The organism is Halostella pelagica (genome assembly GCF_004762015.1).
In the GTDB taxonomy this organism is placed as follows: domain Archaea; phylum Halobacteriota; class Halobacteria; order Halobacteriales; family Natronoarchaeaceae; genus Halostella; species Halostella pelagica.
The window spans coordinates 246,407-273,306 of the sequence record NZ_SJES01000002.1; the positions used below are offsets into that span (position 1 = coordinate 246,407).

The following is a 26,900-nucleotide window of genomic DNA, read 5'->3' on the forward strand; positions in this document are numbered from 1 at the left end:
TGTGTGATGGCTTCCAAGCGCTACGATACTTCGTCGACCGGGGTCGCGGGAACGCCGGTAACCGTCTGGTCAGGTTCGACATCGTCAACGACGACTGCACCGGCCCCGACGGCGGCGTTTTCACCGACGGTGATCGCGCCGAGAAGCGTCACGTTCGCCCCGAGAACCACCCCGTCCTCGACGGTCGGATGGCGTTTGACGGGCCGCGGATCGTTCCCGCCGAGGGTACAGCCGTGGTGCATGTGAACGTCGTCGCCGACCGTTGCCGTCTCGCCGATGACGACGCCCGCGCCGTGGTCGATGAACAGGCGGCGACCGACCGTCGCCGCCGGGTGGATCTCGATACCGGTCAGGAAGCGAGCGAACTGCGAGAGAAGCCGCGCGGTCAGGTGGAAGTTGCGGTTCCAGAGCACGTGTGCGACCCTGTAGAACCAGACCGCGTGCAGCCCGGGGTAACAAAGCGCCACTTCGATCGCGCTTTTGGCCGCCGGGTCGCGTTCCAGCGCCGCCCGGACGTCTTCGCGAACGGACCTAAACATCGTCCCCCTTCGGAGACTGCGCCGTCCGGATTCGAGACTGGAGCGCAACCGAGAGTCGGGACCCGCAGCAACACCACTCCCGAGAGGCACGCAGTCGGTCGATAACGGTGCCGGTGGAGTGGATAGAAGACACCATGCGATACACTCGTCCGTTCGCCCCCAAAACGGGTTCGGTTCGGCTGTTCGGTTTCGGACCAGTTCGGTAACCCCAGCGGGACCCGGTTCGGATCGGTCCCAGCCGATAGTAACTTGCGAGGGGAGCGCGTACCGCCGCTCGTGCCGTACGAGGAGTACGATGCCGTCGTCTACGACATGGATGGGACCCTCGCCGAACTCGACGTCGATTGGCGGGTCGTCGAGGAGGACGTCGCGGCGGTGTACGAGGCCGCCGGCGTCGACCCCAAGGGGCGGGATCTCTGGGGCCTTCTGGAAGACGCGCGAGACCACGGTCTGTTCGAATCGGTGAACGCCGAGATAGCAGACCACGAGCAGGCGGGCGCACGCCGGTCCCGGCGGCTACCGCTCGCAGACGAGGTCGGGACCCTCGACCGCCCGGTGGGAGTCTGTTCGCTGAACTGTTCCGACGCTTGCGACATCGCGCTTGAGCGTCACGGCCTGGCAAAGCACGTTTCGACCGTCGTCGGTCGGGACACGGTAGGGACGTGGAAACCAGACCCCGAACCGCTTCTGGCGGCAGTCGCCGCGCTCGGCGTGGACCCGGCCGACGCCGTGTTCGTCGGCGACTCCGAACGGGACGAACTGACGGCCGAACGGGCCGGGACGGCGTTCGTCTTCGAGACGCGACGCTGACACCGTCGTCGCTCGCTTACTGCCGCTGTCGCTCCCGGAGAAACAGGCCCGTTCCGGTCACTAACCACAGTAATGCGCCGACCCTGATGACGAACTCGACTCGGTCGGCCCATGTCGGCAACGTCACGAACAGCGAGAGGACTACGACGAGCGGAACGCCGGCGAGGATAGTCGTGAGGAACGTGAGTTGCATCACGTACGTGTAATCGACGCCCTCCCGGTCGACCGGTTCGCCGTCGTCGACGCGCTCTGGCACTGATACGCTCTGGTCGCCGAGCGGTATAATACGTGACGGTTCGCGCCGGACGCGGTTCACAGCGGCCGTACGGCGATGTACGCGCCGACGCCGACCGCGATCAGGCCGATGGCTCGGACCGGAAGCGTGTACTTCGTGGGCGGACTCCAGTCGTCGCCGTACTGGCCCCTGTCTCTGGGGCCGCGTCCGACCATCTGTAACTGGACGAACGCGGCCGGAAATGCGATCAGGAACAGGCCGAAACCGATGGAGAGGACGACTGCGAGTAGTTCACGGGTTCCGTACATATCCGAGCGCTCTCACCCACGGTACGAAAAACTATCCGTGATCGAGTCGGTGGCTTTTATCGCGCGGCGCACCAAGGGAGCGTATGACTACCGTACCGGCGGTCCAGGAGAAAGCCGGAGCGAAGCCTATCACGATGATCACCGCGTACGACGCGCCGACCGCGTCGCTCGTCGACGAGGCCGACATCGACATCGTGCTCGTGGGAGACAGCGTCGGGAACGCGTCGCTCGGTTACGAGTCGACCCTCCCGGTGACAGTCGACGAGATGGCGAGCAGGACCGGCGCTGTCGTTCGCGGCACCGACGAGACGCTCGTCGTCGCCGACATGCCGTTTCTCTCCGTCGGCACCGGTCGAGAGACGAGCATCGAAAACGCCGGCCGGATGATCAAAGAGGAGGGCGCGGACGCGGTGAAACTGGAGTGTGGTCCGCACACGGTCGAACTGACCGAACGGCTGGTACAACTGGGTATCCCAGTGATGGCGCATCTGGGGCTGACGCCGCAACACGTCAACCAGTTGGGCGGGTACACGCGCCAGGGGACGACGGACGACGCCGCACAGCGGATCATCGATCTCGCCGTCGACCACGAGCAGGCGGGGGCGTTCTCGCTCGTCCTCGAACACGTCCCGTCGAATCTCGCCGCGTCGGTGACGGACGCGCTCGACATCCCGACTATCGGCATCGGTGCGGGCCCGGAGACCGATGGACAGGTGCTCGTGTTCAATGACGTCGTCGGACTGGGCGAGCGGACGCCGCCGTTCGCGAAGCAGTTCGGCGACGTCAGAAGCGAGATCAAAGGGGCGGTCGGCGAGTACGTCGAGGCCGTCGAATCCGGGGAGTATCCGGCGGACGAACACAGTCACGAAACCGAGTACGACGATATCGACTGACTGCGGTATCTACCGGGTGATCTCGAACGGAACGGATATCGGCCGACGGCCGTCACCTCCGAAGCGACCGACTGGCCTACAGATACTCACAAACGACTCCAGCGGCCGGTCAGAGCCCCTCGAAGAACTGTTCGAGCGCGGAGTTGAACGCGCGAGGCTGTTCGAGCATCGCGAGGTGCGCGGCGTCCTCGACGACGGCGAGCGCCGCGTCCGGCAGTTCGTCGGCGAGATACTCGTGGAACCAGGGGGGCGTGAGGCGGTCGTTCGCGCCGACGACGGCGAGCGCGGGCACGTCTATCTCGTCGAGACGGTCGCGCACGTCGAACGTGTGACACGTCCGGAAGTCCCGTTCCGTCACCGCACGTCCGGACTCGCGCATGGCCTGTTCGGAGAGTTCCGCGAGGTCGCCGTCGGGGTCGTCGAACAGTCGTCCCGGGCCGTGGAGGAATTCCACGACGCGGTCCCAGTCGCTCGCCAGCCATTGCAGGAGGTCCTCGTTGACCGAGAGCCGAGCGCCGGTGCCCGCCAGAACGACCGCTTCGGGATCGAATTCCCGTTCGAGAACGACGTGCATGACGACGGCACCGCCGAGCGAGTTACCGACGAGGACCCCTGCGTCAGTCTCCTCCGCGACCGCGATGACGTCGTCCGCGTACGCCGAGAGCGTGCTGTACCCCGCTGTCGCGTCGATGTCGTCAGAGTCGCCGTGGCCGCTCAGATCCAGCGCGGCGACCGGCCGGTCGTCGGCCAGTCGAAACTGCGACTTCCACACCGCGTTCGTGCCTCCGCTCCCGTGGACGCAAAGCAGCGGCGTCCCGTCGCCGCCCCGGTCTGAGCGGCGGTAGGCCGTCTCACGGCCCTGATGGGTGATTGTTTCCATACGTGACGTTCGTCTGGAACGACCATAAAACTCAACATCGGCGGCGACCGAGTGACGTGTGAACCGCAATTCGGCCGAAGTCCCGAACAACCGGTACGTCGGGGGGACATTTAGCAAACAGTTATATACTTTGAACGCTAACTTTTGGTTAGTACCAACATGAATATCACCCAACTTGCCGAGAGCGACGGACGGGTCGTCCGCGAATACGAGTACGCCGACAACCTCGTGATCGCGGCCGATCTCGGGCCCTCGGTTGCCGACGCCAACGTCGACGTCGTTGCAGGCACCGCGATCGTCGTCACCGGCGACGGCGACGACGAGTCGCAGATCGAAATCGAACTTCCTGACGGGGACGCGGAAGTGTTTATGAAAAACGGCGTCCTCACTATCGAACTGGAGGAGGAACTATGAATCTCACTGTCAAGCCACTGAAACAGAAAGACGCGGGGCGTGGACTCGCGGCTATTGACCGGGCGACGATGCAGGAACTGGGCCTCGAAAACGGCGACTACATCCTCATCGGAACGGGGGAAGACCGCGCTGTTGCACGCGTCTGGCCCGGCTACCCTGAAGACGAGGGGAAGGCGATCATCCGGATCGACGGTCGCCTCCGGCAGGAAGCCAACGTCGGCATCGACGACCGCATCGAGGTCGAGAAGGCCGACGTCAACCCCGCAACGAGCGTGACGGTCGCACTCCCCCAGAACCTCCGTATCCGGGGCAACATCGGCCCGCTCGTCCGCGACAAGCTCTCCGGGCAGGCCGTAACCGAGGGTCAGACGGTCCCGTTCCCGCTTTCGTTCGGCCCCATGTCGAACAGCGGCCAGTCCGTCCCGCTCAAGATCGCCTCGACCGACCCGAGCGGAACGGTCGTCATCACCGACTCGACCGACATCCAGATCAGCGAGAAACCGGCCGAGCAGATCAGTGGTGCGGAGTCCGGCGCTGGCGGGAGCGACAGCCCCAACGTAACCTACGAGGACATCGGCGGGCTGGACAGGGAACTCGAACAGGTCCGCGAGATGATCGAGTTGCCGATGCGCCACCCCGAACTGTTCCAGCAACTCGGCATCGAACCGCCGAAAGGCGTCCTCCTGCACGGCCCGCCGGGGACCGGGAAGACGCTGATGGCGAAGGCCGTCGCCAACGAGATAGACGCCTACTTCGACACTATCTCCGGGCCGGAGATCATGTCGAAATACTACGGCGAGAGCGAGGAACAACTCCGCGAGGTGTTCGAGGAGGCCGAGGAGAACGCGCCTGCAATCGTGTTCATCGACGAACTCGATTCCATCGCGCCCAAGCGCGAGGAGGCTGGCGGCGACGTCGAACGCCGCGTCGTCGCACAGCTCCTTTCGCTGATGGACGGGCTCGATGAACGCGGGGAGATAATCGTCATCGGCGCGACGAACCGCGTCGACGCCATCGACCCCGCGCTCCGCCGCGGCGGTCGGTTCGACCGCGAGATCGAGATCGGCGTCCCGGACAAGGAGGGTCGCCGAGAGATCCTGCAGGTCCACACCCGCGGCATGCCGCTGGTAGACAGCATCGACCTGGATCAGTACGCGGAGAACACGCACGGCTTCGTCGGGGCCGACCTCGAATCGCTGACGAAAGAGGCAGCGATGAACGCGCTCCGGCGTATCCGCCCCGACCTCGACCTCGATTCCGATCAGATAGACGCCGACGTACTCGACAAACTGCAGGTAACCGAGGCCGACTTCAAGGAGGCACTGAAGGGGATCGACCCATCCGCGCTCCGCGAGGTGTTCGTCGAGGTACCAGACACCACGTGGGACGATGTCGGCGGTCTGGAAGACACTAAGGAACGGCTCCGCGAAACCGTCCAGTGGCCGCTCGACTACCCCGAAGTGTTCGACCAGATGGACATGGAGGCCGCGAAGGGCGTGCTGATGTACGGCCCGCCCGGGACCGGCAAGACGCTGATGGCGAAAGCCGTCGCAAACGAGTCCCAGAGTAACTTCATCTCCGTCAAAGGGCCCGAACTGCTCAACAAGTTCGTGGGCGAGTCCGAGAAGGGCGTCCGCGAAGTGTTCAGCAAGGCCCGTGAGAACGCCCCGACCGTGGTGTTCTTCGACGAGATAGACTCCATCGCCGGCGAACGCGGTCGCGGGTCCGGCGGCGGGAGCGAGGTCAGCGAACGCGTCGTCTCCCAGTTGCTGACCGAACTCGACGGGCTTGAAGAACTGGAAGACGTCGTCGTCATTGCGACGACTAACCGTCCCGACCTCATCGACAACGCCCTGCTCCGGCCGGGCCGTCTCGACCGTCACGTCCACGTGCCGGTCCCCGAGGAGGAGGCGCGCCGCCGGATCTTCGAGGTCCACACGCGGGACAAACCGCTGGCCGACGACGTCGACCTCGAATGGTTGGCCGCGGAGACGGACGGATACGTCGGCGCTGACATCGAAGCGCTCGTCCGCGAGGCGTCGATGGCCGCGTCCCGCGAGTTCATCAACTCCGTCGACCCCGACGAGATCGGCGAAAGCGTCGGAAACGTTCGCGTGAACCGCAAACACTTCGAGCAGGCGCTCGACGAGGTTACTCCCAGCGTCACCGAGGAGATCCGCGAGCAGTACGAGGAGATAGAAGAGCAGTTCGACCGGACCGAAGTCGATTCCGAGGATCAGGTCACCCGGACGTTCCAGTAGAACGGGTTTGCGACGGGGGCTCCGCGACTTCCCGCCGCAAAACCGTTCACGAGAACTGCCTCGACACGAGACGGTTACCCGCGTGACGTAACCGTCTCCGTCATTCCCGAGACGCGACAGAGGCGACGAACCTTTTTTGAGCCCTGCACGTAGAGAAACAGTATGAGCCGTTCGCTAAGCGGGGTCCTCCTCAAGGGGATCGGCGTCGTCGTGGTGCTGATGCTCGTTCTGAGCGTCGTCAGCACGATACTCAGCGTACTGCTGGGGATAGTTGCCACGATCGTTTCGCTCGTGGTCACCGTTACGGTCCTCCTCGTCGTCGCGCTCGCGGCGTTCGGTCTGGTTTCGTTGCTCGGTGACGACGACTCGTCAGATCCCACGGACCGGCGAGTCCCTGATTCGCGTAGCGGCATGCGGAACGTGGAACAGTCGACCGGATGGCGGAAGTGGCTCCCCCAGGGGAACGGACACAGCGGCGACGCGGCCGAGCGTGACCCGGAGGACCGCCTCCGCGAACGGTACGTCGCCGGAGAGATCAACGAGGCCGAGTTCGAGCGCAAGATGGGCCTCCTCCTCGGGTCGGACGACACGGAAAAGCGTCTCGACGAGCGCAACACCAGAGAGTACGATACGTACGGCCGGGATAGCGACAGACTCTGGGAACGGTAGTGTGAGGCAGTTCGCGGTAGTTCTCTACTCCAGATTGTCCAGGATTTCGTCGGCGTGGCCGTCCGGGTCGACGCCCTCGTAAGAGCGCTCAATCTCGCCAGTTTCGTCGATGACGTACGTGTTCCGGAACACGCCGTCGAAGGTGTTGCCGAACATCTGCTTCTCGCCGTACGAGTCGTACAGCGTCGCTACTTCGCCTCGCTCGTCAGAGAGCAGCGTGACGGGGAGGTCGTGGTCCTGCTCGAATTCCTTCAGGTCCTCGACGCTGTCATCGCTGATACCGATGACGGCGACGTCGCGGTCCTCGAACGCGGCCCAGTTGTCCCGAAAGCCACAGGCCTCAGTGGTACATCCGTCCGTGTTCGCGCGCGGGTAGAAGTACAGGACGACTCGTTGGCCACGGAAGTCAGACAGCGAAACGGGATCGCCGTTCTGGTTGGGTAATTCGAACTCGGGAGCGGTCTGGCCGTCACAGAGCATAGACGCTTAGCGGGGTTGATATTATAAACTGTTTCCGCTTTCAGTCGAGGCGTTCGGCGGCGTCTCGCTGGACGAGCGGTTCGACGTTCTGTTCCGGAAGTTGCACTACGTCTTCCGCCGCCAGTTCGTACTCTCGCTCGTCGATACCGAGGATCTGACCGACGTCCTGCGTAATGCGGACGGTTGCGCGGTCCGTTTCCGTACCGGCGTCGGACGCGTCGCCACCGGCGGACGCGGCGCTGTCGTCCGATTCAGGTCCGTCAGCGTGTTCGTCGGATGTGGCGCGTCCGTCACCCGACGTACCGCCACTCGTCTTGGGTCCGATGTCGCCGTCCACCTGCGTCTCACCGTCGCCTGTGTGCGCCTCGGTGGACTGCGCGCGTTCGCGCTCCGCTTCCGCAATGGCGTCGGGAACGCCGGATTCGGCGTCCACCGGGTGTTCGCCCGACGGTGAATCGGGATCAGCCGAGGCCGTAGACGAATCCGGTTCGGCGTCCGGACCGTCGCCCATCAGGTCCGCGGCGCTGACGCCGTCGTCCGCGTCCGTCTTCGTTTCCGCGTCCGTCTCCGCTTCGGTGCGGTCGGCCGTCGGCGATTCGGCGGTCGCGTTGCCGGAGAGCACGTCTAACACGTGGTCCTTGTTCGCCTCGATCCGGTCGACGATGTCGCCGAACAGTTCCTTCTCCTCGGTTGTCAGCCCCTCCTCGTCGGCGGGCATACCGGCGGCGGCGAGGCTTGCGCGCTTGACTATCTTGCCCATCCGGCGCTCATACACTGCTTCGACGACCTCCTCAGCGGTCTCTATCTCGTCGGTTAGTCGGCCGACATCGGGGTTCGAGAAGGGGTCGTCGGCCTCCGCCGCCGCGCTATCTCGCCGGTCTTTGAGTTCAGAAATGTACTCGCCGACGTCCCCGTAGAACGAGTCGCGGAGATGCTGCAGGCTGTCCTTCTGTCGCTCTTTGCTCTGGACAGACCGCAGTTCGTCGAGGTTCATTGTTCTTCACCTTTCTCGGCTTGGCCGCGGGCCATCAAGAAGACGCCCACGTGTTCCGATACGGTCTGTGTTCCCTCTGCGACCGTAAAAGTATCGCCGTTGAGAGACACCTCGCCGAAGTCGGGGTTACCGACCGGCGGAAGGTCGGACACGTCGGTCACGTCCACGGCGATCGAGTGGCCGGTGAACGTCTCGGGGACAGCGTCGCGAAGCGGGTCGAAGTCCTCGATCGCCGGTCGGTCGATCCGTTTCACTTCGAGGCCGCTTCCGCCGTGGAGGCTCCCGGGAAGGCGGATGAGACGGTTGGTGTCGGTCGTTACGGGTTCGTCGATGGGTGCCGTCTCCGTTTCGAGCACGTCCTCCGCGAGCGTCCGGGCGATCTGGAAAAAGGCAGGATGGACGTCGACGTTGCCCGCGCGGATCTGGTCCGCGTTCGTCGTCGCGGCGGTGAGAAACGCTTCGGCCCGGCCGGAGCCGATCCGGTCGAACTCCTGTAGGCGGTCCAGAGCGTCGTCCTCGTCCATCGCGAGCAGTTCGTCTACGAACGCGCAGATCCGGTCGTGAACGCGCTTGCTCCACCCGCCGGTCGTATCGAGCGTGCGCTTTTGCGCCGGCGTCTCGCGGCCCATCCCGGCGACTGCCTCCGTGTCGACGAGGTCCTCGAACTCGACGTCGATCCCCCGGACGTAGTCGACGATCTCCCGGCGGCGGTCGCTGTCGAGAGCGCGAACGCCCTCGTCGCGGACGTGGACGTGATAGCCGCGCCCGCCGGAGAAGACGACCGTGAGGTCCTCGAATCCGAAATCCGTTTCGAGGAGGTCGAGTAGACGCAAAAGCGCGTCCTTGCAGGCATTGAGCATCTCGGGGTAGGCAGTCGTCTCGGGGTCGACGGCAGGGAGGTGGTCCGCGTCGAGGTCGAAGATCAGGTCGGCCGACCGCCACCCCTTTTCGCTCATCGAATTCGCGCTCGGGTCCTCGTAGCGCCCGGCCGAGAAGTAGACGTGTCGCGGGCGCTTGCGCTGGAGGAACTCGTCTATCGACCCGATGTCGAACAGCGAGCGGTGCCGGACCATCGTCGTTCCCGGCCCCTCTGTCCAGGGGATGAACCCCCACTCCCGGTCCGGGGCGTCCGGCGGGGGCGTTATCTCCGCGCGCCGGTAGTGATCGCGAAAGCGGCCGCGGAGGTACCCACGAGTGTGCTCCTCCATGTCGTCACCTCGGTTATCAGGGAGACGGTAAAACGTTGCCGGACCCGACTACGCTCTCGGTCGCCCATCGCGACAGTCCGTCGACTTATCGGCGGATGATGTCGGAAAGCCGTTCCGTGATCCCGGCGTCGGAGCCGAGTTTTAGGTAGTACGCGTCGCCGCCGTCCTCGTAGTAGTTGTCGATGCGGCGTTTGATCTCGAAGCCGAGATGCTCGTAGAACTGGAGCGCGTTCTCGTTTGTCGTTCGCGCGTGACACGTCACCGTCGCGTGGTCCTCCGCGACACGGGCGACTAGCTGTTCGCCCAGTCCGCCGCCCCGATGTTCCGGATCGACCGCGAGAAAGAGGATATAGCCGTCGCGCCGCGCCGCCGCCAGCCCGATCAGGTCGTCGTCGACGAACGCGACGTGAACTGTCGACCGACGATAGGCATCCGTGAAAAAGCTCCGTCGCTGTTTCAACACGCCGTCCTCTTTCCGGATGCGCTCTTTCAGATCCCACGCCTCCTCGACGTGTTCGTCGCTGCCGGATCCGACGACTCGAATATCGACCTTGACGCTCACTGCTACAGAGTAGTGGTTTCGCGAATATAATTCCACCGGCCCCCCTCTCTCATCCGCTCTCAGCCGACCTCCAGTCTCGCGATCCGAACTCCCAAGCGGGCGGACCGAGAACGGGAACTATGTCCTACGAACTCCGCGACCACACGGCGGACGTCGCGGTGGCCGCCGACGGCGACACGCTCGGGGAGACGTTCGCGGCCGTCGCCGACGGACTGACGGCGGCAATGTGCGAAACTGTTCCTGACGACGGCGAGCGGTTCGAACTGACTGTCACCGCGGAGAGCAGGGAGGCGCTGCTGTTCGACTTCCTCGACGAACTGATATTTCAGCGCGACGTGCGGAGCGTGCTCCCCGCCGACCACGAGGCGTCCGTCGAGAGCGATGGCGACAAGTGGACGGTGACCGCGAGCGCCCGTGGCGTCCCGTTCTCCTCGGTTCACGCCCGTGAGATCAAGGCCGTTACCTACTCGGAGATGGATCTTTCCCGAACTGGCGACGGGTGGGAGGCCTACGTCGTCTTCGACGTGTAGCGCGCTACCCGGTTCCGGATGCGCGGCAACGCGGTGTTTCGTCACCCGGGTCGCGACCTGTCGAACGCGGAGACGAAACGTATTCCGGTCCGCCGGACCGATACTCGGATATGACCACCTACGACGCAGACGGCATCACGCTCGAAAAAGTGCGTGAGTACGTCTGGGAGATCCCGCAGGAGGGAGACATGCGAACCCCGGCACGAGTGCTGGCAAGCGAGGCTCTGCTGGACGAAATCAGCGACGACAAGACCCTCCAGCAGATCAAAAACGCGACGCACCTCCCCGGCATAACGAACCACGCCATCTGCATGCCCGACGGCCACCAGGGGTACGGCTTCCCCGTCGGTGGAGTCGGCGCGTTGGACGCCAAAAACGGCTGTATCTCGCCCGGAGCGGTCGGCTACGACATCAACTGCGGCGTCAGGATGATGACGACGAACCTGACGTACGACGACGTTCGGGGCAACGAGGAGGAACTCGTCGACGCCCTGTTCGCCAACGTTCCCTCGGGACTCGGCGGCGGCGGCATCGTCAAGGGCGACGCCGACGCTATCGAGGGGATCCTCGCCCGCGGCGTCGAGTGGGCCGTCGAAGAAGGGTACGGCGTCGAGGACGACCTGCGAGCGTGTGAGGACGAAGGACGGCGTCCCGACGCCGACCCGTCCGCCGTCTCGCAGAAGGCGAAAGACCGGGGGCGAAACCAGATAGGAAGCCTCGGGAGCGGCAACCACTTCCTCGAGATCCAGCGCGTGACGGACGTGTTCCGCGAAGACGTGGGCGACGCGTTCGACCTCCGAGAGGACCAGATAGTCGTCCTGATCCACTGCGGAAGCCGCGGACTGGGTCACCAGGTCTGTAACGACTACCTGCGGAAGATAGAGAAACAACACGCCGACCTGCTCGACCGGCTACCGGACAAGGAACTGGCCGCCGCGCCCGCTGGATCCGAACTGGCCGAGGAGTACTACGGCGCGATGTGCGCCGCGATCAACTTCGCGTGGGTGAACCGCCAGTTGATCATGCACCGCACTCGCCGCGTGTTCGAACGCGTCTTCGACCGGACGTGGGAGCAGATGGAGATGCAGTTGTTGTACGACGTCGCCCACAACATCGCGAAAAAGGAGTCCCACGACGTCGACGGTGAGAGCCGCGAACTGTACGTTCACCGCAAAGGCGCGACCCGCGCGTTCCCGGCGGGCCATCCGGAGGTACCCGCGGCGTACCGCGATGTCGGCCAACCGATCATTATCCCCGGGAGCATGGGCGCGGGGAGTTACGTCCTTCGCGGCGGCGACAAGTCGATGACGGAGACGTTCGGATCGACGGCCCATGGCGCTGGCCGCCTGATGAGTCGCACGGCGGCCAAGGACACCTACTGGGGCGGTGACGTACAGGACGAACTGGAGCAAGATGGCGTCTACGTCAAGGCCCAGAGCGGCGCGACAGTCGCCGAGGAAGCGCCGGGCGTCTACAAGGACGTCGACGAAGTCGTCCGCGTCTCCGACGCCCTCGGTATCGGCGACAAGGTGGCGCGCACGTTCCCCGTCTGCAACATCAAAGGGTGATCAATTGATCCGGAACTCGCTCCCTTCGTCCACGTCGCTTTCGTCGACCTCCGCGAACAGTTTCCGCGCGGTGAGCGTCACGGTCGCTTCCGGCGAATCGTCGTCCTCCCACGGGCTCTCGTAGACGGAGAGTTCCGCCTCCGTGACGTCCCAGCCGGCGTCTTCCAGTAACGATACGAGTTCTCGTTGTTCGTCGAGTACGTCCTCGTTCATGGGTTGAAATCGAACCGCGGCGTGTCTTCGAGCGACGGTCCCTCGTCTACCTCGCGCCCCTCGTCGTACTTGACGTAGTTGAGATAGAACGTCCGACCGCACCCGTCGTCCGCGTCCGCACGGCCGATGCAGACGAATTCGATACCGTCGGCGCTCTCGTAATCACCGGTCGTACTGGCGTACTCGCGGTCGCCCTTCGGATCTTTCGTGACGGACTTGTCCCGCAGGTAAGGATCGCGGTCTATCTCGACGACCGCGTCGCAGTACGGACAGGTGTAGGTGACGGAGACCACGTCGGCAAGTACGGCCCCCGTGAAGTTATCTCCAGCGGGAGTAGCCGCGGTGCGGGCGTCCCGTATCGGATAGCGAACAGACGGCCACGGATCTCGCGAGGGGGTTCGCCGTACACCCGCCTCGTCCGCCCTCGCGACGGTTCGTCAGGTCACGACGGGTCTGGTTCCGGTATCGGCTATAAACCCTCGGCCCACCAATGGGCCGGGCGCAGGGACGCGAGCGACAGTGAGCGTCCTGCGCTGCGGGGAAGGGCAGGCGCTCGGAGCGTGCCTCCGCGATCGCAGGCTCGCGCAAACTTGCGGGCCTGGGCCAACGCGCGAACGAAGTGAGCGCGTTGCGGAGGACATAGAAAGGGCGCAGCGACCCCTGCCAAGGGGTCGCAAGGGCTTTCTGGGGCAAGGGCTTTGTCCGCGGCCGGTTTTGGACGATGTATGATCGACGAGACGGTCGAAGAGATAGAGGAGATGCAGACCCACAGCTCCTCCGTCGTCGCGGTGAACGCGACCCGCGCGTTAGAGGAGTTGCTCGACCGGGAGTTCGCGACCGTCGAGGAGTTCCACAGGGACCTGGAGCGAAACAGCAAGACGCTCCGCCGGGCCAACCACTCGCACGCGTCGCTCCAGAACGCGCTCCGCGAGGTCGAGCGCACGGTGTTGAACTCGGAGGATAGTTCCGTCGATGACGCGAAAGGACGGCTCAAACAGGTGATAGAGCGCGTCGTCGACGACGTGGAAACGGGGAAGGGTCGAGCGGCGGAACACGCCGTGTCGTATCTCGATGACGGGATGACGATCCTGACCCACGACTACTCCTCGACGGTGCTAGAGGCGATAGAGCGTGCCGTCCAGAACGGGACATATCTCGACGTTTATGTGACGGAGGGCCGCCCGCGCTATCTCGGTCGACGGACGGCCCGGACGCTCGCGGAGATGGACCGTGTGGAGACGACGCTGGTCACTGACGCCGCCAGCGGGCACGTGATGTCCGACGTGGACCGCGTCGTGACAGGGATGACCTGTATCGCCGAGGACACGCTGTACAACCGCGTCGGGACCTTTCCCATCGCAGCGACGGCGGACCAGGTCGGCGTCCCGATGACCGTGGTCGGGTCCGGCGCGAAGATAATCGAGGAGGGATTCGTCTTCGAGAACGAGTACCGGACGGGGAGCGAGGTGATGCGCGAACCGACCGAAGGGTTCGGCATCGAGAACCCGAGTTACGATGCCACGCCAGTCGATCTACTGACCGACGTGGTCACGGACGAGGGTCGGCAGGACCTCTGAACGGCTTCCGCCCGGATTTCTCCCCTGACCTATTTTCTCGCTCGCCGTCGAACGTCCGATGATGAGCGACGCACTCGCGCGGACGGACTGGACGCACGAACACGTGACCGTCAACGGCGTGCGCCTGCATTACGTCGCCGCAGGACCACGTGACGGAACGCCGGTCGTGCTGCTTCACGGCTTCCCGGAGTTCTGGTACTCCTGGCGGCGACAGATCCCCGCGCTCGCCGACGCGGGCTATCGCGTCGTGGCGGTCGACCTGCGGGGATACAACGTCTCGGAGAAACCACGCGGCGTAGCGGCCTACCGCGTCGCGGAACTCGCCGCCGACGTGGCGGGACTGATCGACGCGCTGGCAGACGGCGCTGGACACGTCATCGGCCACGACTGGGGCGGTAACGTCGCGTGGGAGACGGCCGCCCGACACCCCGAAACGGTCGAATCGCTCGTCGTCATGAACGCGCCGCATCCGGGACCGCTTCTACGCGAACTGAAGCGCCCGGAACAGGCCCGCCGGATGTGGTATACGCTCCTGTTCCAACTACCGTGGCTTCCCGAACGGCTGTTTCGCGCTGACGACTTCGCACTCGTCGGGCGGATGTTCAGGGAGGCACCAGTACGTCCGAACGCCTTCACCGAGACAGACGTTCGTCGCTACAAGCAGGCGCTGGCTCGGACCGGGGCACTCACGTCGGCACTGAACTACTACCGTGCGCTCGGACGGGGAATGGTCAAGCAGACGGTGGGTGAGTCGGCCGGCGGCGCGACGCTATCGAGGACCCGGATCGATCAGGACACGCTGGTGCTGTGGGGGCTGGAAGACGCCGCGCTTTCCCCGCGCCTGCTCGACGGGATCGAACAGTGGGTGCCGAACGTCCGGATCCAGCGTCTGGTCGACACGAGTCACTGGGTCCAGGCCGACGCACCGGGGGAGGTAAACGCCCACTGTCTGGAGTTTCTCGACGGTGTAACCGTCGCGTGAGGCTGTAGCCGCGACCTACGCGACCTCGACCCACTCCCCGGACTCATCGTCCGCGAACGTGCAGTCGCGAACCTACGCGACTTCGACCCATTCCCCGGACTCATCACTCCGTTCGACGGCGTCGAGCACTTTCTGTGCCGCGTATCCGTCCTCGAAGTTCGGTGCGAACTCGTCGCCCGCATCGACAGCAGAGAGGAACTCGTAGTTCTCGTGGACGAACGTGTGCTCCCAGCCGATGACGTGGCCAGGGGGCCACCAGTGGTCGATGTACGGGTCGTCCTCGTCCGTGACGAGGACCGTCTCGTATCCCCGGTTCCCCTCTCGGAGGACTTCGAGTTCGTTGAGCCGTTCCAACGAGAAGCGCACGCTCCCCTTCGAACCGTGGATCTCGATGCTGTGGTCGTTCTTGTGGCCGTTCGCGAACCGCGACGCTTCGAACGTTCCGATCGCACCGTTCGCGAACTCCGCCTGCGCCGAGTAGGCGTCGTCGACCGTTACCGGTCGCGTTTCGTTCCCGCCCTCTAGGGGTCGTTCGTCGACGAACGTCTCTAAGTGTCCGCTGACGCGTTCGATCTCGCCGGCTCGGTCCCCGACGAGAAACCGAGCGAGGTCGACCGTGTGCGCGCCGAGGTCGCCGAGCGCGCCGCTTCCCGCCATCTCCTCGTCGTTGCGCCAAGACCAGGGCTCCTCGGGGTCGACCAACCAGTCCTGCAGGTACGTCCCCCGGAAGTGGTGAATGTCCCCGAGTTCGCCTGCCTCGATCATGTTCCGCGCGTACTGGATAGCGGGGATGAACCTGTAGTTGAACGCACAACCGGCCGTTACGCCGGCGTCTCGTGCGGCGTCGCGCATCTCTCGGGCGGATTCCAGCGTCGGAGCGAGCGGTTTCTCGCAGAAAACGGGCGTGCCGGCGTCGAGCGCCGCGATACTGGGTTCCGCGTGGACGTGGTTCGGCCCGAGGTTGTAGAACACGTCGACTTCGTCGATAACGTCGCGCCAGTCGGTCGCTGTTCGGGAGAATCCGAGGCGGTCAGCGGCGTCAGCGAGGGCCGACTCGTCACGTCCGACGACCACCTCGCGTTCGATGTCCGGTGCGTCCGGAAAGAACATCGGCAACCGCGCTACCGCGTTCGCGTGGGCTTTTCCCATGAACCCGTACCCGAGAACGCCGACCTGTATGGTCATGGGGTAGTGTTCAATAGGACCGCGTTTCAGTGTTTCTTCAGCGGCGCTAGGTCACTGTTCGGATAGTGTAAGTCCGGGCAAATTATCAGCAATAACTGATATACGATTGGAAACCGTCTCCGCTATTATGGACAAGCGTCGCAGTCACACCCCCGGACGACTCACCCGCCGTCGGCTTCTCGTCGGGATGGGCGTGACTGCGACGGTCGTCGGTGGAGCGTCTATCACTACGGAAGCGTTCTCTTCCGTGACTGGCTCTCGACTGACGAATCTGAACGTCGCCGACGACCCCGACGCACTCATCAGCTTGCTGGTCAACGATACGGTCCGGAAGAACAATCGGGGGCTTCTCGTAGAGATCGAAAACAACACCACTGGAACTGTCGATTTTAGCGTTACGCTTGACGACCCATCCCACGGAACACTGTACAACAACAATCCGACGCTCGGGGCTGGTAGCTCGCAGCGGGTCGAGATCACGGCCGAAGTCAAGGACGTCCAAGTCCCGTTTACTATCGTCGGTACGTCACCGGACTTTCAGTTCGAGGCGGCGCGAGAAACGACCGCCGTGTCCGGCAACACCAGCGGCGCAGTGACAATCGACAAGGTCAAAAAGTTCAGTGCGAACGACTGGGACGAGAACTGGACGATACGAACGGTAAAAGTGAGTAGCCAAAACGAACTCGACCGCGTCGAATACGAAGTGACCGACAGCAACGGCGAGACGCGGGCCACTCGAACTGACACCGCCTCCGGGACGAGGTACGTGCGGAAAGGGCAAGGGAACGCCCCCGCGATAACCCTCGAACCCGACGACGGCGGATACGACGTACAGGGAGGCACGACGTACGAACTGACCGTTACCGCGTTCGACGTCCAGAACAACTTCGATTCCGTTACGCGGACAGATACCGGTTGAACGTTTCGGGTCGGAAAGCAGTGTGACCGACAGTCAGATCCGGATCACCGTCATCGCGGTCGGTCCATCTCTCCGAGGTGGTACTTGTTACTCGTGTAGGTGTGTACGGCCGCGGAGACGGCGAACAGGGAAACAACCAGCAACCCCCATCCAATCGCCGGGACAGGGTCCGTCGGTAGCACCTCAACCCACACGCCGCCCAGGATCACCACGCCGACGACGGACAGCCCCAGATAGTAGACGCCCCAGGGTATCGAGCCCTCCGGAACCACGTCCATGTACACGTCTAACTCGTCCGCTGCCTCTGTGAGTTCGATCTCGTGGTTCTCGTATTCGATCATGCCCGAGTCCGCGAGCGCTGGGAGGTGCGTCTGCTGAAGGGACGTGTACACGCGCTTTCGCTCCGCAGAGGTCAGTTCCGGGACGTCTTTCTCTTCTTCCCAGGCCGCGACCTGTTCGGCCAGGTCCGAAAGGGTCACTGGCCCGTCTTCCTGCTTGCAGAACTGGATCGTGTACCGCCGACGGTGGTTGCTGAGCAACGAGAACACCTCGTCTTTGTCCGAGAGGCCACCGTTCTTGGTCGCCATTCTTGTTTCTGGTCAATGAACTAATGTATAATATTGTTTTCGCACTGCCACATCGTTCGACGTGTCACTGAAAATCGGGTTTTATCCAGGTTGGACTGAAACGCTACGAACCGAAGGGAAATAACCCCGGACTCTCAGTTGGATCTACAGTCGTACTGCACGTTCTCTGCAGTGACGGCCGCACCGTCAACTGCCACGGAATCGCCCTCCGCCGAAACCCTGACCGTCACGTCCGTCTGCCCACTCTCCTCGACATCGCCCGTACAGCCGAGTTCGATCGTGTCCGATCCGTCCGGTGCGAGCGTCTCCGGCGTCGATCGAACCTCGAAAAGATCCCCTGTTCCACCGTCGACCGTCGCTTCGGTGACAGTGACATTCTGGTCGAACTGATTGTGAACCGTGACTACTTCCTGCGGTTGCTCGTCTGGTCCACAGAAGTACCCCCAGAATATGCACTCGTAATTGCGTATCTCCTCTCCGGCGTATCCGTCGTCGTGAAGCCCGAGAAACGCGTTTTCCGGAGCAGCGGCGTTCACGTTGACTCCTCGATCCGCCGCTGATGTCGTGAAGCCGCTGCTCTGTGCGGCGAGAATGAGCGCGCCAACCACCAGTAGCACCACTCCCAACCGCTTGAGCACCGTCATCGGTGTACGGAGGTATCTCCCTCGCTGTGAGTCGGTACTCGCTGTTTGCGTCTCGACCGAACGTCGTTGTATTGGAACGTAACCTGTGCAAGCATGTCTGGCTGAGCCACTGAGTCGTTCTCGCGCGTGCGTGGTCTGGACGTGAACCGGCGACAGTGGGTGGCCACGAGCGAAAAGAGGCAGTCCTTTCGAGCGGTACCACGTTGGAACGACATTTCAATCGTATTTAATTTATACCTCACTCGCATTATTACTTTCGGGGTCGGAGCGTGTTTTTGCCGTTCAAGAGAGGCTTTCGCGGAGTTCAAGATCGACTTGCGGAACATTCAAGCTCACTAATACAAAGGGGGCGGGCTGTATTTGGAGAAATAAGCACGACCTACCGTGCGAACGGAAACTACAATCATGAGAATGAATCGTCGGAACGTACTAATCGGATTGGCAACGGCAACAGTCGGCGGCGGAGCTGCATTCAGCTCCGGTGCATTTAGCACAGTCGAAGCCGACCGCAGCGTGAACGTGAGCGTTGCGGGCGACAGCAGTGCTTTCTTACAACTGGACCCGACCCCCAGTGATTACGCCCAAGAGAACGGTGGAACGCTCCAGATCGATCTGGACGGGACGAACGCCGGCGGGTCCGGGATCAACACGAACGCGACGACGGCGATCGATCCGCTGTTTACCGCCGAGAATCAGGGCGATTCGGGCGGTATCGACCTCTATATAGACACTGACGACACTAACTCCACAGTCAATGCCGGAACTGCGATAGAAAACACCGTGAAAGACTCCAGCAGTAACACGCTCGGCACTATCGAATTTATCTTCAAGGACTCGAACGATAACGTGATCGTCGACAACAGCACGACCAACTCGGTCAACCTGGCCTCTCAGGGCGCGACCGAGAATATCTCTCTCGAGATCAACGTGCCCGACATCAACCCGAGTAACATTGCCAGCAGTTCGCTACTCAGTTCGATTACCGTAGTCGCCAAAGACGACGGAACGTAGCGACAGATAGTCGCTCTCGTGGGCAGTATCGGGCAGTGATTCGTTCGGCCGCGGTTCGCAATGACCGCGGTACGAAATCCGTCTTCTCTCTTCGAAACCAACCGTTCAAGGGGACGAATACCGACTCGGGACTGTTCTCAAGCCGACCATTCGCTCCTTCACGCGAGTCAATACAAAGGTAATCTGTTTCTTAGGGTGGAGTAGACCCTCATGCGGCGGAACCTCCTCGTAGTCGGCGCGGTTCTCCTCCTCGGTTTCGCAGTTCCGACTGCGGCAGTGGCGTTCGACGGACCGAGAACTGACGAGGCCGGGGTCGTCTCCCTCGCACCCCACGACGGGGGGAACGGACAGTACGCAAGCGTCGACGACGGCGAACTCGTCGTTGAACTCGACTCCCTGAACGGCGACGCCGAGACGACCGTCGACGACGTGTTCACAGTCACGTTGACCGGTGACGAACCGCGGTACGTCGCGGTGCGACACGACGCCGACGGTGTGACCGTCTATCGCGACGGTGACCCGTCAAACTCCGTCGAGGGCCGTGCAAACGCCGTCAGGCTCTCGCCCGGCGAGACGCTGTCGGTCGGGATCGCCGCTGACACCCACGGCCGCGAAGGAGTTCTAATGAACGCAATCAGCGTTATGTCGTGGTCCCCTGACGAGGAAACGCCCGGCGGCCAGCGTCCGGGAGAGACCAACGACAGAGGCGATGGCACAGACTCCGGGAACTCTGATCCGGTGTCAGTCAGAACGAGCATCGACCGGACGGAGCTAACCGCCGGCGAGAGCGTGAACGTGACGGCAGTCGTTTCCAACGGCGGGAGCAACTCGGCCGAGGTGCCGGTTCGGCTCTACGTCGACGGCGTCGTCGTCGATGAGCGCCGAGTTCTGGTCTCGGGCGGCGAGAACCGAACGGTGACCTTCACCCGGCAGTTCCAGCGGGCGGGCGAGTACACTGTCGGAACGGACGATGCCGATCCGACTATCGTCACCGTTTCACCGGCCCAAGGCCCCGCCCCCCGGTTCGCAGTAACGAACGCGACGGTAGGCGACGAGAAGATCGCACCGGGCGACGATATGAGTGTCACAGCGAACGTATCGAACAACGGTAGCGCCGACGGGACGTTCGTCGCGGAACTCGAAGTTGACGGCGTCGTCGTCGCCACGCAGCGAGTCGCCGTTTCCGCGGGCGAAACCAGGACGGTGACGTTCGAGACCCCGGTCGATAGCACCGGCACGTTCGCAGTGAGCGTGAGCGGAACGGACGCGGGTTCGGTAACCGTCTCTTCCTCCGACGAGTCTCCCCTCGGCGACCTGACTGAATATCCCGGCTCCGTTCTCGCCGTGGTGCCGCCGCTCGCTTTCGGGGTGGTTTTTGTCCGATTCAAGCGCCAATGACAGGAGAGAAATAATTACGGTGTAGTAACATCATGGAGGACATGTGAGACTGCGAACCCTACTGAAGGGTACGCTGGAGGCGTTCGCCGTCGTCGTCATAGTGTCGATGCTGCTCGGGCAGGTACTCGGTCAGCCGATACTCCTCGGCTACGTCACGACGAGCAGCATGGAACCGACGGTCGACGCGGGTGACGGTTTCGTCGCAGTCCCGACCGCAGTCACTGGCGACGTGGAGAAGGGCGATGTCGTCGTGTTCGAAGCGAGCGAGATACAGGGCGGCGGTCTGACGACCCATCGGGTCGTCGACAGGACTCCGGAGGGGTACGTTACCAAGGGAGACGCGAACCCCTTCACGGACCAGGACGGGGATGAACCGCCGGTCAAAGACCGCCAGATTCGAGCGGAAGCGCTTCAGATAGGTGGAACGGTCGTTACGGTCCCGCACCTCGGTACGGCTATCACGACTGTCCGAAGCGTGGTTGGGACGGTCGTAGGCCCGATCGCGGGCGGAAGCATCGGCGGGGTGTTCGTTGCCGTCGGTCTGGCGTTAGTCGCTCTCGCCTGGCTCACAGACGGCGGGGAACGCATCGTCTCCAGGGTGCGGTCCCGACCCAACGTTTTCGACCGACGGCTGCTGTTCGGGCTGCTGTTGCTGGTGGTTGTCGTTCCGACGACGGCGGCGATGGTCGTTCCGTCTGGAGCGACCGAGTACGGCCTTCTTGTCGCCGAGGAACCCGAGGACGAGCAGTTAGTCGTCGAGGCCGGCGGACAGACAAGCGTCGAATACGTCGTGGAAAACGACGGTATCGTTCCCGTCGTCGCGGTCGTTGAACCGAACAGTGAGGGCGTTACTGTCGACGAGCGCCGGCAGTACGCGTCGGCCAGGGGATCGAGTACCGCAACCCTGACGCTAGAGGGCGGTGAATCGACGGGTGTCCACTACCGCGAGGTGACCGAACGACGGTATCTCGCCGTACTACCGATGTCAGTGCTGGTGACGCTGCACGACATCCACCCCCTCGTCGCGATGGCGACAGTCGATCTCGTCACCGCGTTCCTCGTCGGGTCGCTCGTCGTCCTCGTCGCGGGAGCGAGAAACCAACGTATCCGGTCCGCCACGCGGGACCGACCGTTGGCGGCGCGGCTGCGGCGGTGGTTGTTTTGAATTGAATTTCAGTTATAATTATGTATCTTCAGTCACATTCGCTTCGTATGACCGGAGTGTTGGCGCTGAATGGCGGCGAAATCCAGGGAGGTACGGGGTCGCCGTGAGCGACTTCGTCCCGCCACGCGTCCGACTGGTTGCTGCCAGACACGGACGGCAACTGGCCGTCGCGTTCGCTCTCCTGGGACTCGTGGCGCTGGCTCTCTCCGGGTCCGTTGTGACGAACTCGGCGGCGACGACAGTCACCGAACAGCGAAACGTTCAGTCCGTCGAATCGACAGTCGAGACGAGCGCAGTCGTAGCGTCGAACGATTCGCTCTGGGAGGCCGGGACGCGTCTGGAGAACAACCCGCGGTACCTGAAAAACGACACGCCAGTGTTGACGATCACGCCGACGACGACGGCACCAGACGGAACAAGCGTCACGCACGAGGTGCGTCTCGGAACGCGTGCGACGGCCGACGGGGAGGTGTTCTGGGAGGAGTCGGAGACGCTAGTATCAGAGACGACGACAGCGACGAACGGAACGGCGACGTCGAACGCGACGGTGGACATCCGCGAACTCGACCGCCGACTCAACCGGACCGCAACCAGGCTCTCGAACGTCGGGACGATGGAGGTGCGGCTTCACCTAGTGACTACGTACGACACCGGCGATTACGTCGGTGAGATAACTGCGACCGCACCGCTGGAAGTGACGCGGAACGCGTACTGGGTCGACGGCGATGTCGCGGCGCAACAGACTCACCAGACGCCGGTGACACGCGAATCGAGTTCCTCGCCGGATTACACGACCGCGATGTTGCTGTTTGCCGGTTCGACCGGCGCGTTCGCCGCCAGCGCTATCCTCTGGCTCAGACGCGAGGACGCCGTCGACGTGGACGCGATCAGACAGGAGATCCACGAACGTCGCCACGAGGAGTGGATATCGAAGGGTGCGATCCCGATGTGGATGGACAAGGACCACGTCCAACTTGACACGCTAGAGGACGTCGTCGACGTCGCCATCGACGCGAACCAGCGGGTGATTCACGACCCGCGCTGGGACCTGTTCGCCGTCATCGAGGGCGATATGATCTACTACTACTGCAAGAACGGCTCCTGGGAGCAGATGGCGTGGCCGAGCGTCGACTCGATGGAACCGAGCAACGTCGAAGGCATCGAATCGTCGGGCGTCGGGACCGAAAGCTCGCCCGGTGGCGGCCGAGGTGCTCCGCCCGACCCGGACGACGAGGACGCCTGGGAGCAGTTATAGCAAAGTCACCGGCCACCGCGACCCGAGTCGGTTATCACTCCGCCCAGTACGCTTCGCCGGGCATCGTCTCGAAGACGACGCGCTGGAGCACGTCGACGGCTTTCTCCAGGCCTTCGGAGGAACTAGTCAGGGAGTCCTCGTGTTCGATAGAGAGCGCGCCGTCGTAGCCCACCATCCGGAGTGTGGAGACGACGTCTTTCCAGTGGTCTTCACCGTGGCCGTAGCCGATAGAGCGGAACAGCCACGAACGGTTCGGCTCGTCGGTGTAGGAGGTGGTGTCGAGCACTCCTTTCTCGCGGGCGTTCGCGTCGTACACTTTCGTGTCTTTGGCGTGGAAGTGATGAATCGCGTCGTGGTCGCCGAGCAAGCGGATAGCCTCGGTCACGTCGATACCCTGCCAGTAGAGGTGTGAGGGGTCGAAGTTCGCGCCGATGCGTTCGTTGGTTGACTCCCGCAGGCGCAACAGGCCGTGCGGTTCGTACACCAGCATGTTGGGATGCATCTCGATAGCGACGTTCACACCGTGGTCAGTGGCGTGTTCGGCGATGTCTTGCCAGTACGGGATCGCGACCTCCTCCCACTGGTACTCGTGTGCGTCGGCGTGTTCGCTCGGCCAGGGAGCGGTGATCCAGTTCGGCACCTCGTCGTTCGGCCCACCGGCGGGAAGTCCCGAGAAGGTGGTGACCGCGTTTACGTCTAACTGGTCGGCCAACGCTATCGCCTCGCGGAGTTCGCGGTCGGCCCGGTTTGCGGTTCCCTCGTCCGGATGGATCGGATTGTTGTGGGTCGCAAGCGCGCTGATCCGCACGTCGTGTTCGTCGAGCACGTCCTGCAACTCGGCCTGGGCCTCTTCGTCGTCCAGATACTCCTCGCGCGGGAGGTGCGTGTCCCCGGGGTGTCCGCCGACGCCGGGTTCCACGGCGTCGACGCCGATACCGTCGAGATACGCGAGCGCTTCTTCCAGCGACTTGCCGTAAAGCGGTGGCGTGTGGACGCCGATATCCATGTGTGACGGTGCGTCATCCCGAAGCAAAAAGACGGGGGGAAAACAGACTTCAGGGCCGCTCGCCGGGATCGGGTCGTTCGCCGAGCGTCACGTTCACCGTCGTCCGGTTTCCGTCGCGTATCACTGTCAGTTCAACCTCGTCGCCGGGCGACGCCTCGGTCGCGAGGTAACTGCCGAGTTGTTCCTGCGAACTGACGTTCTGCCCGGCGACGGCGACGATCACGTCACCACCGACGGGAACCTCCTGGCCGTCGACGACCTCCGAGTCATCGCTCCCTTGCAACGTTCCGTCCGCGGGGCCGCCCTCGACCGTCTGATAGACGAGTACCCCCTCGCTCACGTTGAACCCGTTCGCCTCCGCCACCGTCGGCGTCACCGGAACCGAACGGATTCCCAGATAGGGATTGGCGTACGAGCCGTTCTCTGCGAGTTCCGGAACGACTCGGTTGACCAGTTCGGGCGAGATAGCGAACCCGACGTTATCCCCGCCGCCGGCGCGGTTCACTCCGACGACGTCACCGTCGCACGTGACTAACGGACCGCCGCTGTTTCCGGGGTTTATCGGCGCGTCAGTCTGGAGCGTGTCGGGAATTCGGAACCCGGTTCCAGTCGCCATCGACCGGTTGACGCCGCTGATGATACCGTGGGTCATCGTCCCTTCCAGACCGAACGGGCTGCCGATCGCGGCCACCCGTTCGCCGACCGACGGACTTTCGTCGGCCACCGAGAGCGCGGCGGCGCTTTCCGGCGTTTCGTTCACGCGGAGCACCGCGAGGTCAGTGTACACGTCCGTCCCCGTCACGTTCGCCGTCACCGTCGTGCCGTCGCTGAACTTGACTTCGACGGTGTCAGGAATGGAACGCTCACCCCCGGCCTGGCCCTGTCTCGCGCCCGTTACGACGTGTTCGTTAGTTACGATCTGTCCCGCGCCGTCGTCCATCTCGTAGACGAACCCGGATCCCTCTCCGCGGTCAGTCATCACCTGGACGACGCCTGGTCTCGTCTCGTCGTACAGTTGCGTGTAATTACAGTCGCCCGTCGCCGTCGCGTTCTCTTCCTGTTGCGCGTACACGTCCTCGTCGGTTGGTATCTGAGCGAACGCGGGAACCGCAACGGCGACCGCGAGCGTGAGAAACACGACGCCGAGAGCGCCGATAGCGACTCCAACCGCCTTCTGAGACATACGACGGATGACGGTCGTGCGAGCGATAAACGGGGCCTATCGTTTAGCGGTGTTTCGACTGTTCCATTCAGTAACCTGAACTTACGATTCGCCGGTGTCACGCGGTTCCGAGTCGGGTGAGAGAATACGGACAGTCCGCGGCCGTGTTTCGTAACCGAGAAGCCAGTCGGTTGTTGAAAACGGACGTAGAGAATCGTTACGACACCGGATGAGTGAACTAGGTAGATCGGTGAAGTAGATAACTGATAGGTCAGGGAAGCGGCGAACGGTACTGAGAGAGCGGCGGCCGAAACCGCCGGGCTAGTCCACCTGGATCTCCGCGTCGTTGCTCGAACGGATCTCGACTGCTCGGTTTTCCTGGCTGGAACGGTAGATGGCGTCGATGACGCGCTGGACGGTCAGGGCCTGCTTCATCGTATTGCGGTCCGGAGCCTCGCCCGACTCGACCGCGTCGAGGAAGGCCCGCTGTTCGGACTTGTGTGCGTCGTTCGGTTGGGTGTCGACGGACGTGTCCGTCAGGTGGTCGGTACCGACGCCGCTCGATTCGTACAGCGTCAGGTCACCGGTGGCCTTGTCGAATTTTGCCCCGGCCTCGGTGCCCCGGATGATGAAGTCCTGGCTGTTCTCCCGGTTCGTTGCCCAGGCGGCTTCGAGAGAGATCGTTGACCCGTCAGCGCAGCGGATCAGCGCGCTCGCGGAGTCGTCAACGTTGAACCCCTCCGGACCGATGTCTTCGCCCCACATCTCGATGAACGAGTACTCCTCGCGGTCGCCGAACTGCGCGCGGGTCTGGCCGGACACCTCGACGACTTCGGGGAAGTCGAGAAAGTAAAGCGCGAGGTCGATCGCGTGGACGCCGATGTCGATCAGCGATCCCCCGCCAGCGATCTCTTTCGAGGTGAACCAGGAACCGCGTCCCGGGATGCCGCGCCGACGGATGTAATTCGCCTCGATGTGGCGAATGTCGCCGAACCGGCCGTTCCGCTGATGCCCCTTTATCACTTCGACGGGGTTGGCGTACCGGTTGTTGAACCCCGCCATGCAGAACCCGTCCGCGGCGTTCGCAGCCTCGACGATGCGCTTCGCGCTCTCGATCGAGTGCGCGAGAGGTTTCTCCAGCAGTACGTCGAGGCCGGCGTCCAGAGCGTCCGTTGCGTACTCTTCGTGAAACTTGTTCGGCGTCGTAATGACCACGGCGTCTGCGATGTCGAACAGTTCCGTGTGGTCGTCGTATGCCGCGATGCCGTACGTGCTGGTGAAGTGTGACCGGGCCTCGGCGTCGATATCCATCCCACCGACGACGTTCGCGCCGAGTTCCCGGAGTCGGTCGACGTGGTACTGGCCGATGTTCCCGAGTCCGATAAGCCCGACTCGGGGCGACGTGGTATCAGTCATTGTTTAGGGTTCGCTCGTACCCGCGTTTA

General features: G+C 63.3%; 30 protein-coding genes. 14 read left to right on the forward strand and 16 right to left on the reverse strand.

The genetic code is table 11. From position 1 onward, the window contains the following. Nucleotides 1-20: 20 nt before the first annotated feature. The gene (gene cysE, locus EYW42_RS05670) at nucleotides 21-539 is read right to left on the reverse strand and encodes a serine O-acetyltransferase (protein WP_135534286.1); all 519 of its coding nucleotides are present in this window, start codon (nucleotides 537-539) and stop codon (nucleotides 21-23) included. A 312-nt stretch (nucleotides 540-851) separates the two neighbouring features. Between cysE and EYW42_RS05675 the strand changes: the two genes are divergently transcribed. Beyond that, nucleotides 852-1,349: an HAD family hydrolase gene (locus EYW42_RS05675; RefSeq protein ID WP_135534752.1), complete on the forward strand. Its 498-nt coding sequence runs from the start codon at nucleotides 852-854 to the stop codon at nucleotides 1,347-1,349. A gap of 16 nt (nucleotides 1,350-1,365) precedes the next feature. Here EYW42_RS05675 and EYW42_RS05680 read toward each other — a convergent pair whose 3' ends face one another. Continuing rightward, on the reverse strand, nucleotides 1,366-1,605 hold the full coding sequence (locus tag EYW42_RS05680; protein ID WP_135534287.1) for a DUF5822 domain-containing protein: 240 nt from the start codon (nucleotides 1,603-1,605) through the stop codon (nucleotides 1,366-1,368). Between the two features lie 56 nt (nucleotides 1,606-1,661). Further along, on the reverse strand, nucleotides 1,662-1,892 hold the full coding sequence (locus tag EYW42_RS05685; RefSeq protein WP_135534288.1) for a hypothetical protein: 231 nt from the start codon (nucleotides 1,890-1,892) through the stop codon (nucleotides 1,662-1,664). Nucleotides 1,893-1,975: 83 nt separating this feature from the next. Between EYW42_RS05685 and panB the strand changes: the two genes are divergently transcribed. Further along, complete coding sequence (gene panB, locus EYW42_RS05690) at nucleotides 1,976-2,785, forward strand: 3-methyl-2-oxobutanoate hydroxymethyltransferase (protein ID WP_135534289.1); 810 nt, start codon at nucleotides 1,976-1,978, stop codon at nucleotides 2,783-2,785. Between the two features lie 109 nt (nucleotides 2,786-2,894). On the opposite strand, the gene EYW42_RS05695 is transcribed toward panB, so the two are convergent. Continuing rightward, nucleotides 2,895-3,665: an alpha/beta fold hydrolase gene (locus EYW42_RS05695; protein WP_135534290.1), complete on the reverse strand. Its 771-nt coding sequence runs from the start codon at nucleotides 3,663-3,665 to the stop codon at nucleotides 2,895-2,897. 159 nt (nucleotides 3,666-3,824) lie between these two features. Here EYW42_RS05695 and EYW42_RS05700 point away from each other — a divergent pair, with 159 nt between their 5' ends. The 3 genes from EYW42_RS05700 to EYW42_RS05710 all read left to right on the forward strand — a co-directional run bounded on the left by EYW42_RS05700 (nucleotide 3,825) and on the right by EYW42_RS05710 (nucleotide 7,009). Then, the gene (locus EYW42_RS05700; RefSeq protein WP_135534291.1) at nucleotides 3,825-4,079 is read left to right on the forward strand and encodes a DUF7127 family protein; all 255 of its coding nucleotides are present in this window, start codon (nucleotides 3,825-3,827) and stop codon (nucleotides 4,077-4,079) included. Next, nucleotides 4,076-6,340, forward strand: a complete 2,265-nt coding sequence (locus EYW42_RS05705) for a CDC48 family AAA ATPase (protein WP_135534292.1) — start codon at nucleotides 4,076-4,078, stop codon at nucleotides 6,338-6,340. The genes EYW42_RS05700 and EYW42_RS05705 overlap by 4 nt, the downstream gene beginning before the upstream one ends. A gap of 162 nt (nucleotides 6,341-6,502) precedes the next feature. After that, nucleotides 6,503-7,009 (forward strand): SHOCT domain-containing protein, encoded by a 507-nt coding sequence (locus EYW42_RS05710; protein WP_135534293.1) that lies wholly within the window; start codon nucleotides 6,503-6,505, stop codon nucleotides 7,007-7,009. A 24-nt stretch (nucleotides 7,010-7,033) separates the two neighbouring features. On the opposite strand, the gene bcp is transcribed toward EYW42_RS05710, so the two are convergent. The 4 genes from bcp to EYW42_RS05730 form a co-directional block, all read right to left on the reverse strand. Continuing rightward, the gene (bcp, locus tag EYW42_RS05715; protein ID WP_135534294.1) at nucleotides 7,034-7,489 is read right to left on the reverse strand and encodes a thioredoxin-dependent thiol peroxidase; all 456 of its coding nucleotides are present in this window, start codon (nucleotides 7,487-7,489) and stop codon (nucleotides 7,034-7,036) included. Nucleotides 7,490-7,529: 40 nt separating this feature from the next. Further along, complete coding sequence (locus EYW42_RS05720) at nucleotides 7,530-8,483, reverse strand: DNA replication complex subunit Gins51 (RefSeq protein WP_135534295.1); 954 nt, start codon at nucleotides 8,481-8,483, stop codon at nucleotides 7,530-7,532. Then, the gene (gene priS, locus EYW42_RS05725; protein WP_135534296.1) at nucleotides 8,480-9,691 is read right to left on the reverse strand and encodes a DNA primase small subunit PriS; all 1,212 of its coding nucleotides are present in this window, start codon (nucleotides 9,689-9,691) and stop codon (nucleotides 8,480-8,482) included. The genes EYW42_RS05720 and priS overlap by 4 nt, the downstream gene beginning before the upstream one ends. An 85-nt stretch (nucleotides 9,692-9,776) precedes the next feature. Beyond that, nucleotides 9,777-10,253, reverse strand: coding sequence for a GNAT family N-acetyltransferase (locus EYW42_RS05730; protein ID WP_135534297.1), 477 nt, complete (start codon nucleotides 10,251-10,253; stop codon nucleotides 9,777-9,779). A gap of 119 nt (nucleotides 10,254-10,372) precedes the next feature. On the opposite strand from EYW42_RS05730, the gene EYW42_RS05735 reads away from it, so the two are divergent. Both EYW42_RS05735 and EYW42_RS05740 read left to right on the forward strand, forming a co-directional pair. Then, complete coding sequence (locus tag EYW42_RS05735; protein ID WP_135534298.1) at nucleotides 10,373-10,783, forward strand: archease; 411 nt, start codon at nucleotides 10,373-10,375, stop codon at nucleotides 10,781-10,783. 110 nt (nucleotides 10,784-10,893) lie between these two features. Next, nucleotides 10,894-12,351: an RtcB family protein gene (locus EYW42_RS05740; RefSeq protein WP_135534299.1), complete on the forward strand. Its 1,458-nt coding sequence runs from the start codon at nucleotides 10,894-10,896 to the stop codon at nucleotides 12,349-12,351. Here EYW42_RS05740 and EYW42_RS05745 read toward each other — a convergent pair whose 3' ends face one another. Both EYW42_RS05745 and EYW42_RS05750 read right to left on the reverse strand, forming a co-directional pair. Next, nucleotides 12,352-12,564, reverse strand: a complete 213-nt coding sequence (locus tag EYW42_RS05745; RefSeq protein WP_135534300.1) for a hypothetical protein — start codon at nucleotides 12,562-12,564, stop codon at nucleotides 12,352-12,354. It lies immediately after the preceding gene. Continuing rightward, nucleotides 12,561-12,857 (reverse strand): hypothetical protein, encoded by a 297-nt coding sequence (locus tag EYW42_RS05750; RefSeq protein ID WP_135534301.1) that lies wholly within the window; start codon nucleotides 12,855-12,857, stop codon nucleotides 12,561-12,563. Before EYW42_RS05750 ends, EYW42_RS05745 begins: the two co-directional genes overlap by 4 nt. Before the next feature lie 432 nt (nucleotides 12,858-13,289). On the opposite strand from EYW42_RS05750, the gene EYW42_RS05755 reads away from it, so the two are divergent. Continuing rightward, nucleotides 13,290-14,141 carry a translation initiation factor eIF-2B gene (locus EYW42_RS05755; protein ID WP_135534302.1) on the forward strand — a complete coding sequence of 284 codons (852 nt, stop codon included), beginning with the start codon at nucleotides 13,290-13,292 and terminating at the stop codon, nucleotides 14,139-14,141. A gap of 61 nt (nucleotides 14,142-14,202) precedes the next feature. After that, nucleotides 14,203-15,123: an alpha/beta fold hydrolase gene (locus EYW42_RS05760; RefSeq protein WP_237561284.1), complete on the forward strand. Its 921-nt coding sequence runs from the start codon at nucleotides 14,203-14,205 to the stop codon at nucleotides 15,121-15,123. A gap of 72 nt (nucleotides 15,124-15,195) precedes the next feature. Here EYW42_RS05760 and EYW42_RS05765 read toward each other — a convergent pair whose 3' ends face one another. Beyond that, entirely contained in the window at nucleotides 15,196-16,308 is a 1,113-nt protein-coding gene (locus tag EYW42_RS05765; protein ID WP_135534304.1) for a Gfo/Idh/MocA family protein, read from the reverse strand. Nucleotides 16,309-16,435: 127 nt separating this feature from the next. Between EYW42_RS05765 and EYW42_RS05770 the strand changes: the two genes are divergently transcribed. Further along, a complete protein-coding gene (locus EYW42_RS05770) occupies nucleotides 16,436-17,227 on the forward strand; it encodes a hypothetical protein (RefSeq protein ID WP_135534305.1) in 792 nt (263 codons plus the stop codon). Between the two features lie 50 nt (nucleotides 17,228-17,277). On the opposite strand, the gene EYW42_RS05775 is transcribed toward EYW42_RS05770, so the two are convergent. Continuing rightward, the gene (locus tag EYW42_RS05775) at nucleotides 17,278-17,814 is read right to left on the reverse strand and encodes a DUF7344 domain-containing protein (protein ID WP_135534306.1); all 537 of its coding nucleotides are present in this window, start codon (nucleotides 17,812-17,814) and stop codon (nucleotides 17,278-17,280) included. Nucleotides 17,815-17,948: 134 nt separating this feature from the next. Beyond that, a complete protein-coding gene (locus EYW42_RS05780) occupies nucleotides 17,949-18,458 on the reverse strand; it encodes a hypothetical protein (protein ID WP_135534307.1) in 510 nt (169 codons plus the stop codon). Nucleotides 18,459-18,971: 513 nt separating this feature from the next. Between EYW42_RS05780 and EYW42_RS05785 the strand changes: the two genes are divergently transcribed. From EYW42_RS05785 to EYW42_RS05800, 4 genes are all read left to right on the forward strand, one after another. Beyond that, nucleotides 18,972-19,469, forward strand: a complete 498-nt coding sequence (locus EYW42_RS05785) for a hypothetical protein (protein WP_135534308.1) — start codon at nucleotides 18,972-18,974, stop codon at nucleotides 19,467-19,469. 210 nt (nucleotides 19,470-19,679) lie between these two features. Further along, entirely contained in the window at nucleotides 19,680-20,867 is a 1,188-nt protein-coding gene (locus EYW42_RS05790; RefSeq protein ID WP_135534309.1) for a CARDB domain-containing protein, read from the forward strand. 43 nt (nucleotides 20,868-20,910) lie between these two features. Beyond that, nucleotides 20,911-22,032 (forward strand): signal peptidase I, encoded by a 1,122-nt coding sequence (locus EYW42_RS05795; protein ID WP_135534310.1) that lies wholly within the window; start codon nucleotides 20,911-20,913, stop codon nucleotides 22,030-22,032. A 103-nt stretch (nucleotides 22,033-22,135) separates the two neighbouring features. After that, nucleotides 22,136-23,287 carry a DUF5305 domain-containing protein gene (locus EYW42_RS05800; RefSeq protein ID WP_135534311.1) on the forward strand — a complete coding sequence of 384 codons (1,152 nt, stop codon included), beginning with the start codon at nucleotides 22,136-22,138 and terminating at the stop codon, nucleotides 23,285-23,287. 34 nt (nucleotides 23,288-23,321) lie between these two features. On the opposite strand, the gene EYW42_RS05805 is transcribed toward EYW42_RS05800, so the two are convergent. The 3 genes from EYW42_RS05805 to EYW42_RS05815 all read right to left on the reverse strand — a co-directional run bounded on the left by EYW42_RS05805 (nucleotide 23,322) and on the right by EYW42_RS05815 (nucleotide 26,871). Further along, nucleotides 23,322-24,293, reverse strand: coding sequence for a sugar phosphate isomerase/epimerase family protein (locus EYW42_RS05805; protein ID WP_135534312.1), 972 nt, complete (start codon nucleotides 24,291-24,293; stop codon nucleotides 23,322-23,324). 49 nt (nucleotides 24,294-24,342) lie between these two features. After that, nucleotides 24,343-25,476: a S1C family serine protease gene (locus tag EYW42_RS05810; RefSeq protein ID WP_202613819.1), complete on the reverse strand. Its 1,134-nt coding sequence runs from the start codon at nucleotides 25,474-25,476 to the stop codon at nucleotides 24,343-24,345. 300 nt (nucleotides 25,477-25,776) lie between these two features. After that, nucleotides 25,777-26,871: a Gfo/Idh/MocA family protein gene (locus EYW42_RS05815; RefSeq protein WP_135534313.1), complete on the reverse strand. Its 1,095-nt coding sequence runs from the start codon at nucleotides 26,869-26,871 to the stop codon at nucleotides 25,777-25,779. Between the last annotated feature and the right edge of the window lie 29 nt (nucleotides 26,872-26,900).